This is a genomic window from Pseudolactococcus plantarum (assembly GCF_002441715.1).
Classification (GTDB): domain Bacteria; phylum Bacillota; class Bacilli; order Lactobacillales; family Streptococcaceae; genus Pseudolactococcus; species Pseudolactococcus plantarum.
In genome coordinates, this window is record NZ_JXJX01000004.1 from 17,400 (window position 1) to 30,849 (window position 13,450).

At 36.8% G+C, this 13,450-nt stretch carries 15 protein-coding genes; 7 read left to right on the plus strand and 8 right to left on the minus strand.

What is annotated here, in order from left to right; all coding sequences use genetic code 11:
• Positions 1 to 38: 38 nt before the first annotated feature.
• A complete protein-coding gene (locus RU87_RS02975) occupies positions 39 to 518 on the minus strand; it encodes an EbsA family protein (protein WP_068160662.1) in 480 nt (159 codons plus the stop codon).
• Between the two features lie 159 nt (positions 519 to 677).
• Positions 678 to 1,580, minus strand: coding sequence for a LysR family transcriptional regulator (locus tag RU87_RS02980; RefSeq protein ID WP_068160666.1), 903 nt, complete (start codon positions 1,578 to 1,580; stop codon positions 678 to 680).
• 239 nt (positions 1,581 to 1,819) lie between these two features.
• Between RU87_RS02980 and RU87_RS02985 the strand changes: the two genes are divergently transcribed.
• From RU87_RS02985 to RU87_RS03010, 6 genes are all read left to right on the plus strand, one after another.
• Positions 1,820 to 2,809, plus strand: coding sequence for a PTS sugar transporter subunit IIB (locus RU87_RS02985; protein WP_068160669.1), 990 nt, complete (start codon positions 1,820 to 1,822; stop codon positions 2,807 to 2,809).
• A gap of 19 nt (positions 2,810 to 2,828) precedes the next feature.
• The gene (locus RU87_RS02990) at positions 2,829 to 3,638 is read left to right on the plus strand and encodes a PTS mannose/fructose/sorbose transporter subunit IIC (RefSeq protein ID WP_068160674.1); all 810 of its coding nucleotides are present in this window, start codon (positions 2,829 to 2,831) and stop codon (positions 3,636 to 3,638) included.
• A gap of 19 nt (positions 3,639 to 3,657) precedes the next feature.
• Entirely contained in the window at positions 3,658 to 4,569 is a 912-nt protein-coding gene (locus tag RU87_RS02995) for a PTS system mannose/fructose/sorbose family transporter subunit IID (protein ID WP_068160677.1), read from the plus strand.
• 70 nt (positions 4,570 to 4,639) lie between these two features.
• A complete protein-coding gene (locus RU87_RS03000) occupies positions 4,640 to 5,029 on the plus strand; it encodes a DUF956 family protein (protein WP_068160680.1) in 390 nt (129 codons plus the stop codon).
• A 218-nt stretch (positions 5,030 to 5,247) separates the two neighbouring features.
• The gene (gene serS / locus RU87_RS03005; protein WP_068160682.1) at positions 5,248 to 6,516 is read left to right on the plus strand and encodes a serine--tRNA ligase; all 1,269 of its coding nucleotides are present in this window, start codon (positions 5,248 to 5,250) and stop codon (positions 6,514 to 6,516) included.
• Positions 6,516 to 7,223: a hypothetical protein gene (locus RU87_RS03010; protein ID WP_068160685.1), complete on the plus strand. Its 708-nt coding sequence runs from the start codon at positions 6,516 to 6,518 to the stop codon at positions 7,221 to 7,223. The genes serS and RU87_RS03010 overlap by 1 nt, the downstream gene beginning before the upstream one ends.
• Positions 7,224 to 7,264: 41 nt before the next feature.
• Here the strand turns inward: RU87_RS03010 and RU87_RS03015 are convergent, their stop codons facing one another.
• The 6 genes from RU87_RS03015 to RU87_RS03040 form a co-directional block, all read right to left on the minus strand.
• On the minus strand, positions 7,265 to 7,765 hold the full coding sequence (locus RU87_RS03015; RefSeq protein ID WP_068160688.1) for a GNAT family N-acetyltransferase: 501 nt from the start codon (positions 7,763 to 7,765) through the stop codon (positions 7,265 to 7,267).
• A 93-nt stretch (positions 7,766 to 7,858) separates the two neighbouring features.
• Positions 7,859 to 8,794 (minus strand): permease-like cell division protein FtsX, encoded by a 936-nt coding sequence (gene ftsX, locus RU87_RS03020; RefSeq protein ID WP_068160691.1) that lies wholly within the window; start codon positions 8,792 to 8,794, stop codon positions 7,859 to 7,861.
• Positions 8,787 to 9,482, minus strand: coding sequence for a cell division ATP-binding protein FtsE (gene ftsE / locus RU87_RS03025; RefSeq protein ID WP_068160694.1), 696 nt, complete (start codon positions 9,480 to 9,482; stop codon positions 8,787 to 8,789). Before ftsE ends, ftsX begins: the two co-directional genes overlap by 8 nt.
• A gap of 75 nt (positions 9,483 to 9,557) precedes the next feature.
• Positions 9,558 to 10,658: a peptide chain release factor 2 gene (gene prfB, locus RU87_RS03030; RefSeq protein ID WP_068161051.1), complete on the minus strand. Its 1,101-nt coding sequence runs from the start codon at positions 10,656 to 10,658 to the stop codon at positions 9,558 to 9,560.
• A gap of 1 nt (position 10,659) precedes the next feature.
• Positions 10,660 to 11,736 (minus strand): tRNA epoxyqueuosine(34) reductase QueG, encoded by a 1,077-nt coding sequence (gene queG / locus RU87_RS03035; RefSeq protein ID WP_068160697.1) that lies wholly within the window; start codon positions 11,734 to 11,736, stop codon positions 10,660 to 10,662.
• 186 nt (positions 11,737 to 11,922) lie between these two features.
• Entirely contained in the window at positions 11,923 to 12,957 is a 1,035-nt protein-coding gene (locus RU87_RS03040; protein ID WP_068160700.1) for a zinc-binding alcohol dehydrogenase family protein, read from the minus strand.
• A 206-nt stretch (positions 12,958 to 13,163) separates the two neighbouring features.
• Between RU87_RS03040 and RU87_RS03045 the strand changes: the two genes are divergently transcribed.
• Positions 13,164 to 13,337, plus strand: a complete 174-nt coding sequence (locus tag RU87_RS03045; RefSeq protein ID WP_231860426.1) for a winged helix-turn-helix transcriptional regulator — start codon at positions 13,164 to 13,166, stop codon at positions 13,335 to 13,337.
• The last annotated feature ends 113 nt before the right edge of the window (positions 13,338 to 13,450 follow it).

Below are 13,450 nucleotides of genomic sequence, written 5' to 3' on the forward strand. Positions count from 1 at the left end.
TCGTACAGGGAGCTTACAATACTTAAAACATGTTAAGCTTATTTTTTTTTGTCATCTTGGTAAGTATTAAAGTAATGATCCGTCTTACCAATCAGCTCTAGTTCCCCTTTGAAATAATCATTTTTAACTAGACTATCCACAAAATATTTTTTGGGCCATTTTCTCATATAAAAGATTTTTCCTTTAGGCGATTTGTCACTAAAAATAATAATAGCACGCTTACTGACTTGAATTTTTGAAATAGTAGAAATGACTGTTTTACCCGCATAACCAGGTACAAGACCTCTTGAAAAGAGCATGTCTTCATCTTCAGAAATTTCAAAATAACGTTGAAATCCTATCCATACTAATAAGACAAAAATAATAAATAGTACAAAAGATGAGGTTGAAATACTAGTATTTTCATATAAAAGTGCTAGACTGATGAAAATTGGGGTAACCGAAAGGCACCAGTAGATCATTGTAAAAGATAACTCGGGCTGCCAATGATATCTCAACTTTCCAAATACTTTAATCACAGCTAAATTACCTCTATTCTTCTAATGTATTATATCTTAATTTTATCATATTTTCTAAAATAAACCATAATAATATAGTTTTCCTTGTTTTAACATCATTAATCTCGTTATTTTAACATTTAAATAACGTTTTAATTTCATAATTAATGAATATTGACCTCATTTTTTTACTTTTTCTTTAAGTTCTGTTAAAAAACGCTGACCAAGATCAGATAATAGTCCTTTTTTATGAATAATATAGCCAATTTCAATTGTCTCATCAATATCTAACAAGACACTAACAATATCATCGCCATTTAAATCACTGTTTAACACACCAGTTGATATCGTGTAGCCATCAAGACCGATTAAAAGATTAAATAATGTCGCTCGATCTGAGACAACGATTGATTTATCATGTCTGGCTGTTGATAAAATTTCTTCAGAGAAAAAGAATGAGTTGCGCTCCCCTTGTTCATAACTTAAATAAGGATATTCTGCCATTTCCTCAAGTGTCACGGATTTCTTTTCTGCTAAGGGATGACGTTTGGAAACAAACACATGTGGGGCAGTCTTAAATAGTGAAGTAAACTCAAGATTACTATCTGCGATCAGTTTTGTTAACACATCTCGATTAAAATCATTTAAATATAAAACACCAATCTCCGATCGAAAATCTCGAACATCACCCACTACCTCATGTGTCCTTGTCTCACGTAAAATGAGTTCATAATTCCTCATATCACTTTCATGTAAAATCCGAGCAAAACTTTCGACTACAAAGGCATAATGCTGTGCTGAAACAGCAAATAATTCCTTTTTTTCTCGGTTATATTTGTATCTTTCTTCTAATAGTTCAGTTTGTTCTACTATTTGTCTTGCATAAGAAAGAAATTCTGCACCATCTGACGTTAAAGTTATCCCACGAGTAGATCGTGTGAAAATTTTTATATTCATCTCTTCTTCTAGTTCCCGCACTGCATTTGATAGAGAGGGTTGTGTCACAAATAGATGTTTAGATGCTTCATTCATTGAACCTGTCTCAACGATTTTAATAATATACTTTAATTGCTGAATCCTCATAGTTTTTTTTAATGCCTTCCTTATGGTAACTATAACTATATTTTATGTATTAGTTATAGTTATATTTTATAACATTATTCGTAAAATAGCTAAGAATAAGAGTATTAATAGTTTTGTTAAAAATAAAATTAGTAAACGCTTTCTGAAATCGTTTTAGTTTTTAGTTGTTTTATTATTCATAAAGGTGTACAATGAGAGTGTAATAATTATTCTTACTATTTTATAAGGAGGAACTCAATTTGAGTATCGGAATCGTAATTGCGAGCCATGGCGAATTTGCTGAAGGCATCCACCAATCAGGCTCAATGATTTTCGGTGAGCAAGAAAAAGTGCAAACTGTCACTTTTATGCCCAGCGAAGGTCCTGATGATTTGCGCGCCAAACTTGACGCTGCAATCGCTACATTTGATGCTGATGATGAGATTTTGGTGCTTGCTGATTTGTGGAGTGGTTCACCATTCAACCAAGCAAGTGCTGTCATAGGTGAGAACCCTGACAGAAAAATCGCAATCATCACTGGTTTGAATTTACCGATGTTAATTCAAGCTTACACAGAACGGATGATGGATGCAGCTGCTGGTGTAGACAAGGTTGTTGCAAACATCATGAAAGAAGCAAAAGATGGCATTAAAGTCTTGCCTGAAACGCTTCAACCAGAGGAAACAGTTGCTAGTGGAGTTGCTGCACCAACTTTATCATCTGCTATTCCAGAAGGCACAGTTATCGGAGATGGCAAGATTAAAATTAATCTTGCACGTGTTGACACTCGTTTGTTACATGGTCAAGTTGCAACAGCTTGGACACCAGACTCTAAAGCCGACCGCATCATCGTTGTATCAGATGCAGTTGCTAAAGATGATATGCGTAAGCAATTGATCGGTCAAGCAGCACCAAATGGTGTTAAAGCAAATGTTATTCCACTTGCTAAAATGATTGAGGTTGCTAAAGATCCACGCTTTGGTAACACACATGCACTACTTTTATTTGAAAATCCAGAAGATGTATTGACAGTCGTTGAAGCTGGTGTACCAATTACAACACTTAATGTGGGGTCTATGGCACATTCAACTGGTAAAACAATGGTCAACAAAGTATTGTCTATGGATAAAAAAGATGTCGAAACTTTTGAAAAGCTTCGTGATCTTGGTGTGACATTTGATGTGCGTAAAGTACCAAATGACTCAAAAGCTAATTTGTTCGACTTGATCAAAAAAGCTAACGTTAAATAAATAGCGAAAGGAACTATATATGTCAATTATATCTATTATTTTGGTTCTCATCATTGCTTTCTTTGCAGGACTTGAAGGCATCTTGGACCAATTTCAACTTCATCAGCCTATCATTTCATGTACGTTGATCGGTCTTGTAACTGGTCATCTCACAGCTGGTATTATTCTTGGTGGTACAATTCAAATGATGGCGCTTGGTTGGGCAAACATCGGTGCAGCTGTTGCACCTGATGCTGCACTTGCTGGTGTCGCTGCTGCGATTATCATGGTCCAATCAGGTAACTTTGATACAAAAGGAATTACTGTAGCATTTTCTACAGCAATCCCACTTTCAGTTGCTGGACTTTTCCTAACAATGATCGTTCGTACAATCTCAGTTGGTCTTGTTCATGGTGCGGATGCTGAAGCTCAAAAAGGTAACTTTGCCGGACTTGAACTTTTCCACTTTATCGCACTTTTCTTACAAGGTATCCGTATCGTGATTCCTGCACTAGCCTTGATCTTGGTTCCTACTCAATCAGTACAAGACGCACTTAATGCGATGCCAGCATGGCTAACAGATGGTATGGCTATCGGTGGTGGTATGGTAGTTGCCGTAGGTTATGCCCTTGTTATCAACATGATGGCTTCACGTGAAGTATGGCCTTTCTTCGCTATCGGTTTCGCACTTGCTGCGGTAACTAACTTAACACTTATCGCACTTGGTGCAATCGGTGTATCACTTGCCCTCATCTACATCAATCTTTCTAAAATGGGTGGCAACGGTAACGGATCTGGCGGTAATGCTGGCAGTAAAGATCCAATCGGCGATATCTTAAATGAGTACTAGAAAGGACGACAAGACTATTATGAGTGAAAAAATTAAACTTTCAAAAAATGACCGTTTAGCCGTTGCTTGGCGTTCTACTTTCCTCCAAGGTTCTTGGAACTATGAACGGATGCAAAACTTAGGTTGGGCTTTCTCTTTAATCCCAGCTATTAAAAAATTATATACAACTAAAGAAGATCGTGCTGCTGCATTAACACGTCACATGGAGTTCTTTAATACACATCCATATGTTGCCAGCCCAATTCTTGGTGTTACCCTTGCTCTTGAAGAAGAACGCGCGAATGGTGCACCTATCGATGACGTAGCTATTCAAGGTGTGAAGATTGGTATGATGGGACCTCTTGCCGGTATCGGTGATCCAGTATTCTGGTTTACAGTCCGTCCTATCCTTGGTGCCATTGGTGCTTCTCTTGCTTTGACTGGTAACATTGTTGGACCAATTCTATTCTTTGTACTTTGGAACGCCATTCGTTGGTCATTCATCTGGTATTCACAAGAATTTGGTTACAAAGCTGGTTCTTCTATCACTAAAGACTTATCAGGTGGTGTGCTTCAAGATATTACCAAAGGTGCTTCTATCCTTGGGATGTTTATCCTAGCCGTTTTAGTTGAACGTTGGGTATCTATCAAATTTGTACTAGAAGTGTCTAGAGTAAAATTATCTCAAGGTGCTTATATCGAATGGGATAAACTCTCTAGCGGTACTAAAGGTATTCAAGAAGCCTTTGCTCAAGTAGGTGCAGGACTTTCTCAAACACCTGAAAAAGTCACAACTTTACAAAATAACTTAGATGGCTTGATTCCTGGTCTAGCTGGCTTACTATTAACTTTCCTTTGCATGTGGTTACTTAAGAAAAAAGTTTCTCCAATTATCATCATCCTTGGATTGTTCATCTTTGGTGTTGTGATGCACGTCTTACACGTTATGTAAGTTAAGCAACGCTAAAAAAAGCTTGTCGTTTTGACAGGCTTTTTTCTTAGAAAATTGGTATAATAAATTCATGGTACAATCACTAAATACAAAAACGTCTCAAGCATTTCCTGCTATCGCATACGTTGGTCTTGGCAGTATCTATGGTAACGTGTTGGTTGGCGACAAAGCCTTTGAATTCTTCAACGAGGCAAATGTTGAAGATGCTATCCAAATTCCTTGGGATACGATCGACCATGTCGAAGGGATCATCACTAGAGATCATAAAATAGGTCGACAAATTGTCATCGTCTTAAAACCACAAGGTCGTAGCAAACGCTATAATCACCTAAGATTCTCGTCAAAATGTTCAGGGACAATTCTAAAATTAGTCCGACAAGAAATAGGTAATGATAAAGTCGTTAAACTGCCAACTGTCATAGACAAACTATTAAATCTATTTAGCAAAAGAAAAGGTTGATTATTATTAAACACCTTGCTATAATTAAGTTAACGGATAAGTAAGACTAGTTACTGTCTAGAAAGATTGCGGGTGTTGTAAGCAATCCTTTAATTAGTCTGAAATTCTACCGTGTTTAACTTTTGTAAAAAATAATTGAGATACCGTCAGGTAAAGTAGGTGGAACCGTGCATCATGCGCCCTACTACTACTTTGACGGTATTTTTTTGGAGGATTATATGTTAGATATCAAACAAATTCGCACCGATTTTGACCACGTTGAGGCAAAATTAAAAACTAGAGGTATTTCAGCCGATAAACTTTATGAATTAAAAGATTTGGATGCTAAAAGACGTGCCTTAATCATCGAAACTGAAGACCTTAAAAAACAACGTAATGAAGCGTCAGAAGCAATCGGTCTTGCAAAAAGACAAAAAGAAGATGCTAGCGCAGCAATTACTAAAATGCAAGAAGTATCTAGCAACATTAAAGCCCTTGATGCTGAATTATCTCTTTTTGATACCAGAGTCACTGAGATCATTGAACTTTTGCCAAATATCCCAGCCGACGATGTACCTGTAGGTGCAGACGAAGATGATAATGTCGAAGTGAAACGTGTTGGTACCGTACCAACATTTGATTTTGAGCCTCAAGCTCACTGGGATTTAGGTGAAAAGTTAGGCATCTTAGATTGGGAACGCGGTGCTAAAGTCACAGGGTCACGCTTTTTATTCTACAAAGGATTGGGTGCTCGCTTAGAACGTGCGCTTTATAACTTCATGTTGGATGAGCATGCTAAAGAAGGATATACAGAAATGATCACACCTTATATGGTGAATCATGACTCTATGTATGGTACTGGCCAATATCCTAAATTTAAAGAGGACACTTTTGAGTTAGCTGACAGTGACTATGTGCTGATTCCAACTGCCGAAGTACCTTTAACTAACTACTATCGTGATGAAATTATAGATGGTAATGAGTTACCAATCTATTTCACTGCAATGAGTCCTTCTTTTCGTTCTGAAGCTGGCTCTGCTGGTCGTGATACCCGAGGTCTTATCCGTCTACATCAATTCCATAAAGTAGAAATGGTCAAGTTCTCAAAACCTGAAAACTCATACCAAGAACTTGAAAAAATGGTAGCTGATGCTGGTAATATCCTTGAAAAACTTGGATTAGCTTATCGTGTTGTTGCTTTATCTACTGGAGATATGGGCTTCTCAGCTGCAAAAACATATGATTTAGAAGTATGGATTCCAGCTCAAAATACGTATCGTGAAATTTCAAGCTGTTCAAATACTGAAGATTTCCAAGCACGTCGTGCACAAATTCGTTACCGAAATGACGCAGGTAAAACACAACTCCTGCATACACTAAACGGATCTGGTTTAGCTATTGGTCGAACAGTTGCTGCTATTCTTGAAAATTATCAAAATGCAGATGGCTCTGTTACGATACCAGAAGTACTTCGCCCTTACTTAGGTGGCGTTGACGTAATCAAATAATGCAGATATCTTTTAATCATAACAGACTCACCCTTACTTTTCCAGATAATTTGGGATCTCTAGAAATTAGAGAGCTATCAGATGATTTTGACCCACTAGCGCAACTAGTACCGCTCTACTTTAAGGGGAATGTACTGGTAGCTGGGGAAAAACAGGCTGATCGCGTGTTAATCTTTCATTTGCCTGAAACTATTGATCCGTCTGAATTTGACAAACAGCTTCTCTCTGGATCAATAAGTGAAGCACAAGATACTTTAACACAAAGCTATATCAGTAAAATTACACCTTTTTTAGATAAACTTGGCTATAGTTTCACTACTACAAGACGAGGTGATAAAGCATCTAAAACTCAGCATCGATTCTCAAAATCACTGATTGACATCCCATTTTTTGTTGCGTATGAAGGCGCTACTGCTGAAATTTATTGGCTAAAACGTAACGATGTACTCATCAAAAAAGGAGCAAAATTAAAAGCAGATATACCGTTAAATAAAGATGGTACAATCGGCTTTTCTCAAAAATTTGCGATGACATTACGGCAAGAGCATAGCGCTAGTATTAACGAAGCGTTTATTACAACAGCTGATATTCACCTAAAATCTGTGAATGAAGTCGGTCATTTTCTATATTTTGCTGGTACTAACTCTTGGCTGATTCTCAAAGATAAATCAGGACTTACCTTAGATAGCTACACTGCAATCAAATGATAAGCAAAACACACATCAGTTGATGTGTGTTTTTTGCGTATTTAAACAGTTAATTGTTTCTCCATTAAGTAATCGTTCAATGAAAAGTCACCAAATGGCGTATCAATCTTTTTGATGATTTCAAAATCAAAGTGTTGATAAACAGAAATTGCTCTGGCATTACCTCTATTAACGCGTAAAGACAATTTTTGTTTACCGTTCACTTTGGCGATATCCATTAACCATGAAAACATTTTTCTTGATATACCTTGTCCGCGTACACTGGCTAATAAATAAAATTTGCTGATATATACTGCATCTGTTTCAATAACATAGGCAGTGTAGCCAATCACTTCACCACCTAATTCTACTAAATAATACTTTGCGCCATCAGCTATCTCAGTTCTGATTTTGTCAATTGATTGATAATTTTTCACCATGTAAGTGACTTCTTCTTCACCAAGGATACTAGTAAACACTTCAGGCCATATCACTTTAATCGCATCATGTAATATAGCTAAATCAGTTTGTGTCTCAACTTCCCTAAATATTATGTTCCCCATTGTACCTAACCATTCTATTTGATAAAAAAATACCTCTAATCATTGATAATTATCAACAGTTTGAGTGTATTTTTGTGTATTTTACTGTGTTAATTAAATCTTAAGGAAGCGTCTCATAGACACAATCGATCCGATTGATCCGATAACGACACCAACCACAACCATGAATAAAATCAATTGCGGTACGAAAGTATTTGGACTTAAAAGATATAGTCCTTCTTGTGCGAGTGATTTTTGTAAGCCTATATAACCAATTCTGTATAAAAATCCAATCAGTAGACTTGGAATGATTGCACCAAGCACGCCTACCCATGCACCTTCAAGGAAGAACGGCCAACGAATATAGCCATTTTTGGCACCTACTAAACGCATGATTTGAATTTCTCTTTGGCGAGATAAAATTGTCATTCGAATCGTATTTGAAATCAAGAATACAGCAACTAATAGTAATAATCCTGCTGCAGCAAATCCCCATGTCTGAATGACTTTTGATAAGCCAAAAATCTTTTTAGTATTCGCACCACCATAATCGGCACGATCAACACCATCAAGCTTACCAATCTCTTTAGCAACCTTAGTCACGTTTTCTGGTTTATCAGCTTCCACGATATAAACATCATAAAGTGGATTACTGTCGCCTTTAAACATATTCCATGTGCTACCAAGTGACTTAGTTAATTTATCTAATTCATTTTCTTTACTAGAATATGTCACTTTGCTAACATGCGGTACTGCTTTAATTTCTTTTGCAAGCTTTTGATAATCAGGATTAGTAATCTTTTTAGAGTTATCTTTAGGATCAACGATTTCTTTACTATCGTCGTGAACACCTAATTTTAGGAAGGTTGACACACGGACATTATTTTCTAAATCTGACGCTAATTTTGTCGTATTTAAGATAACAGCTAAGAAAACACCGACCAAAATTAGTGTAATGGTAACAGATGAAACTGCTGCAATCGTCATCCAGCCATTTCGGCGAAGATTTTTAATCGATTGCCATAAGTGTTTGAAAAATGTTCTAATCATCGTAACCGTATTCTCCTTCTATTTGATCTCGGACAATACGACCGTTCTCAATCGCGATAACACGATGACGTAAGGTATTCACAATTTGTGAGTTATGTGTTGCCATTAAGATTGTTGTGCCTTGAATATTGATTTTTTCCAATAAATTCATGATTTCCCATGAATTTTCAGGATCTAAATTTCCTGTTGGTTCATCTGCAATCAGTACTTTTGGCGAATTCGTGATTGAACGTGCAATCGCAACGCGTTGCTGTTCACCACCGGATAATTCATTTGGAAAAGATCTAACTTTGTGTTTTAAACCAACAAGATCTAATACTTCCATCACGCGCTTTTTAATCTCACGCGGTTTTTTACCGATAACTTCCATCGCATAGGCAATATTTTCATAGACTGTTTTATGTTGTAATAATTTATAGTCTTGGAATACAACCCCAACTGAACGACGTAACAACGGGACATCACGTTTTTTGATGCTAGCAAGATTATATCCGGCTACGACACCATCACCCTTATCAAGTTTGACTTCTCTATATAACAATCTGATAAAAGTAGATTTCCCCGCACCAGACGGACCGACGACATAAGCAAACTCACCTGCCTCAATATCCACGGAGATATTACGCAATGCAGTTGTACCATTATTATATTTTTTAGTCGCATTACTTAATTTAATAATTGAACTCATAATAGTTTATTCTTTCTGTTTCTATTTTTAATAACTTCATTATAACAAAAAATAATGTGCTATTTTATTACAGCCTTACAACATTTTCCATTTCAAGTAGGCATCTATGAAACCATCTAAGTCTCCATCCATGACATTATCAATTTGGCTTGTTTCATAATTTGAGCGTGTATCCTTGACCAACTGATATGGCATAAAAACATATGAGCGGATCTGAGAGCCCCATGAAATATCAGCTTGATCACCTTTGAGTTCATCTACTTCGGCTTGTTTTTTGTCTACTTCTAACTGATAAAGTTTTGATTTTAGCATTTTCATGGCTAAATCTTTATTGCCATACTGTGTTCTGTCCATAGTAGAAGATACAACGATACCAGTAGGTAAATGTGTCAGTCTAACACCAGTTGAGACTTTATTGACATTTTGTCCACCAGCACCGCCGGAACGAAACGTATCCATTTTAACGTCAGCATCTCGAACTTCAACTTCTATAGAATCATCTAATTCTGGCATAACATCTACAGAGGTAAATGATGTATGTCTGCGATTTTGAGAATCAAAAGGTGAAACCCGTACTAAACGATGTACACCTTTTTCAGAGCGCAGAAAACCATACGCATTTTTTCCAGTAAATTTAAGCGTAGCAGATTTAAGACCAGCGACATCACCGTCTTGATAATCTACTACCTCAACTTTAAAGTTATGCGCATTTCCCCAACGTTCATACATTCGCATGAGCATACTACCCCAGTCTTGTGACTCTGTACCACCAGAACCTGGATGTATCTCTAATAGTGCATTAAAATGATCATAAGGTTGATTTAAGAGCATCTCAAGTTCATAAGCTTGCATCTTAGCATCTAGTTTATCAAGCTCTAAACTTAACTCCTCACGCATCTCATCGTCATCATCTTCTGCTAACATTTCAAGCATGACCTCTTGATCTTCAAGCATGGCCTGCATCTCCATAAATGTATCATACTTAGCTTTTAGCTGGTTAGACTGTTCAACTACTTTTTGTGCAGCGATATTATCATCCCAAAAACTAGGATCTGACATATCATTATCAAGTAGAGCGATTTCTTCTTCTAAGCGATCCAAATCAAGATTATCTCGAAATGAAGCGATTTTTTCAGTACTTTGGGCAATTTTATTGCGAATTTCACTAATTTCCATATTATTTAAGTTTACCATGTTTATGTCTTTTTTTCAAAGGACGATTCTGTTTATCACGACGAGACAATTTCTCTAATGCCCATTGTGCAGCTTCTTGGTGCACGGCATTTTGAGGATTAGCAGCAATTTCCTCTAATAAAGGAATAGCTGTTTTATCATTTAGATTAGCTAATACATAGATGGCGTTACGTTGCAAGACATTTTTCCCACGCCAAGATCCTGCAATTTCACCAAACTTTTCCTTAAATTCCTTGTTAGTGAGTCTGATAAAAGGCTGTAATTCTGGATAGGCTAATTCTGGATCAATAGGTGTCTGAGGGGTATTTTCTATCCCCTTGTTATAAGGACAAACAATTTGACAGATATCACAACCATACAAAATCGATTTTGTTTTTATTCTAAATTCTTCATCGATCATCCCTGTTGTCTGCGTCTGAAAACTTAAACAACGTTTGGCATTCATCGTTGTATCACCGTTTAGTGCTTCAGTAGGACAAAATGTCACACATCGATCACAATCCCCGCAGCCATAATCCACCGGCTCATCAGGTTCAATATCAAGATTGGTGATCAACTCACCTAAAAACATGTAAGAGCCAAATTCTTTAGAAATGACCAGACCACTCTTGCCGATAAAGCCAATGCCAGCGCGTCTGGCTACTGCAGTATCCACTAATGCGCCTGTATCTACCATCGCTTTGTGGTCAAACTCATCCGTTAATTCTGAGATACCTTGCGCTAATTTCGACATCTTCTCCGTTAGGATATCATGATAGTCAATCCCCCAACTAGACGGAGAAAACTTACCTCTTTTATAAGTTGATTTTTTCGGCATATCAGGTAACTTATTTGGATAGGCAACAGCTATAGAGATGATGGTTTTTGCATTATCTAGTAATAACTTAGGCGTCACGCGCTCATCAATATTTTTATGCTCAAATCCAGAGTTTGTCCCATCTTCTTGAGATTGGATCAAAGATGCTTTGAGATAGTCAAAATTATCCGCAGTTGTAAAGCCAATCTTTGAAATGCCTACCGATTTAGCAATCGAGATGATTTGTTGTTTCAAGTCAGTCATACTCTCATTATAACACATAGGTGTATGCTATATCATACACTACAGTTGAATATGTTATCACTTTTTTCATCTATTTGATTCATTACATAATAACAAAAAATACATTAAAAAACCACCAGTTCAAAAACTTGATAGTCTTTACTTTTTATACACCTGACAACTCTCATATATATCGCTAGCAATACTTCACTTTTCATCCCAACCTATTAGCGTTATTTTCCCTACTGTATGACCAGATTCTATATCTGCATGGGCTTGACGCATAGTTTGCGCATTAATAGGTGAATACGTTTTTTGCGTGATAACTTGTAATTTGTCTGCTTGGTATAAGTCAGACAAGTGTGTCAAAATCCCATGTTGGGTAACCATCTCATCTGTTTGATAGTAAGATTTACTAAACATCCACTCCCAAGAAAAACTCGCACGTTTGCGTTTTAATAGCTGCAAATCGATTGGGTTTTTATTTTCACCTATGGCCACGATATGACCATCTGGCTTAATCAACTCAGATATAGCTTGAAAATGTAGATCCAAGCTATTCAAATTCAGACAAAAATCTACATATTGATACCCTAGATCTCGAACTTGACGGACAACATCTTGGTGGTGATCAATAATATGATCAGCACCAAGTTGCTTAACCCACGAAATTGATGCAGGCTTTGAGGCAGTCGCAATAATAGTCAAACCAGCTAGTTTGGCTAGCTGTATGGCAATAGACCCTACTCCACCCGCACCATTAATAATCAATAATACTTTGCCATCATTTCTCTTTAGTGGTAGCCTCATTTGTTCAAACAAAGCCTCATATGCTGTAAGACCTACCAAAGGGATAGCTGCAGCTTGTGAGGGTGATAAATTACTCGGTGCGAGTCCGACCAGTCTCTCATCAATGACTTGTTGTGCTGCATTACTACCTGATTTTGTAAAATCTCCTGCATACCACACACGATCACCGATATCAAATAACCTAACTTCATCTCCTTTGCCGATAACTCGACCAACAGCATCCCAGCCAATTATTTTAGGTGATAATGATGCGTCGTCTTGACCATCTCTACGAACAAAAGTATCAACAGGATTAACTGAAATGCCGTCTATCTCAACTAACAGTTCATGATCTTTAGCTACTGGTTGATCAATTTCGATATCTATAAAACTGTCTTTTTCTGTAATCGGAAGATGTTTCATAAATCCAACTGCTTTAATTTTCTTTGTCATATCATTTGCCCCCTAATACCATTCATTATATACTTAATTAGCATAATGTAAATAAGTGAATTTTAATTCACCTAGTATGCACTAACAAACTTAACCGAACATTTTTTATTTTTCTAAGCAGACTAACATACATAGACAATTATATGCTTGCGATTTAGGTTGTCCAGTAAAAATATGTTACAATTTATCGCAGGTAAATGCAAAAAGTGTCATCCTTTATCACTTATTACAAGATCGAGTACTCCGCTTTTTCAGAACTTCAAACAAAATTACCTTACGGTTCAAAGCGCATGCTTACTAAACAAGTAGCAGAACTAGAAACTGACGTTATCTTTATCAAACATCGGTATGTCACTGTTCCTGTAAAAAGTGATGATTGACTTTCAAAAATTGGGCTAAGTCTGTCGCCAGTCATCGATGCGATGGTGGTGTGGGGAGAAGCTTATATAGATGCGTTAGCTACTCAAGATAAACAAGCTATCAAGCCTTTACG

What these genes read in the sequence shown, in the direction of transcription:
- prfB (WP_068161051.1), bottom strand. Translation starts at nt 10,658, where the DNA reads ATGGAAATTAGTGAAATTCGCAATAAAATTGCCCAAAGTACTGAAAAA.
- ftsE (WP_068160694.1), bottom strand. Translation starts at nt 9,482, where the DNA reads ATGAGTTCAATTATTAAATTAAGTAATGCGACTAAAAAATATAATAAT.
- RU87_RS03015 (WP_068160688.1), bottom strand. Translation starts at nt 7,765, where the DNA reads ATGGGGAACATAATATTTAGGGAAGTTGAGACACAAACTGATTTAGCT.
- serS (WP_068160682.1), top strand. Translation starts at nt 5,248, where the DNA reads ATGTTAGATATCAAACAAATTCGCACCGATTTTGACCACGTTGAGGCA.
- RU87_RS03040 (WP_068160700.1), bottom strand. Translation starts at nt 12,957, where the DNA reads ATGACAAAGAAAATTAAAGCAGTTGGATTTATGAAACATCTTCCGATT.
- RU87_RS03000 (WP_068160680.1), top strand. Translation starts at nt 4,640, where the DNA reads ATGGTACAATCACTAAATACAAAAACGTCTCAAGCATTTCCTGCTATC.
- RU87_RS02980 (WP_068160666.1), bottom strand. Translation starts at nt 1,580, where the DNA reads ATGAGGATTCAGCAATTAAAGTATATTATTAAAATCGTTGAGACAGGT.
- ftsX (WP_068160691.1), bottom strand. Translation starts at nt 8,794, where the DNA reads ATGATTAGAACATTTTTCAAACACTTATGGCAATCGATTAAAAATCTT.
- RU87_RS02990 (WP_068160674.1), top strand. Translation starts at nt 2,829, where the DNA reads ATGTCAATTATATCTATTATTTTGGTTCTCATCATTGCTTTCTTTGCA.
- RU87_RS03010 (WP_068160685.1), top strand. Translation starts at nt 6,516, where the DNA reads ATGCAGATATCTTTTAATCATAACAGACTCACCCTTACTTTTCCAGAT.
- queG (WP_068160697.1), bottom strand. Translation starts at nt 11,736, where the DNA reads ATGACTGACTTGAAACAACAAATCATCTCGATTGCTAAATCGGTAGGC.
- RU87_RS02995 (WP_068160677.1), top strand. Translation starts at nt 3,658, where the DNA reads ATGAGTGAAAAAATTAAACTTTCAAAAAATGACCGTTTAGCCGTTGCT.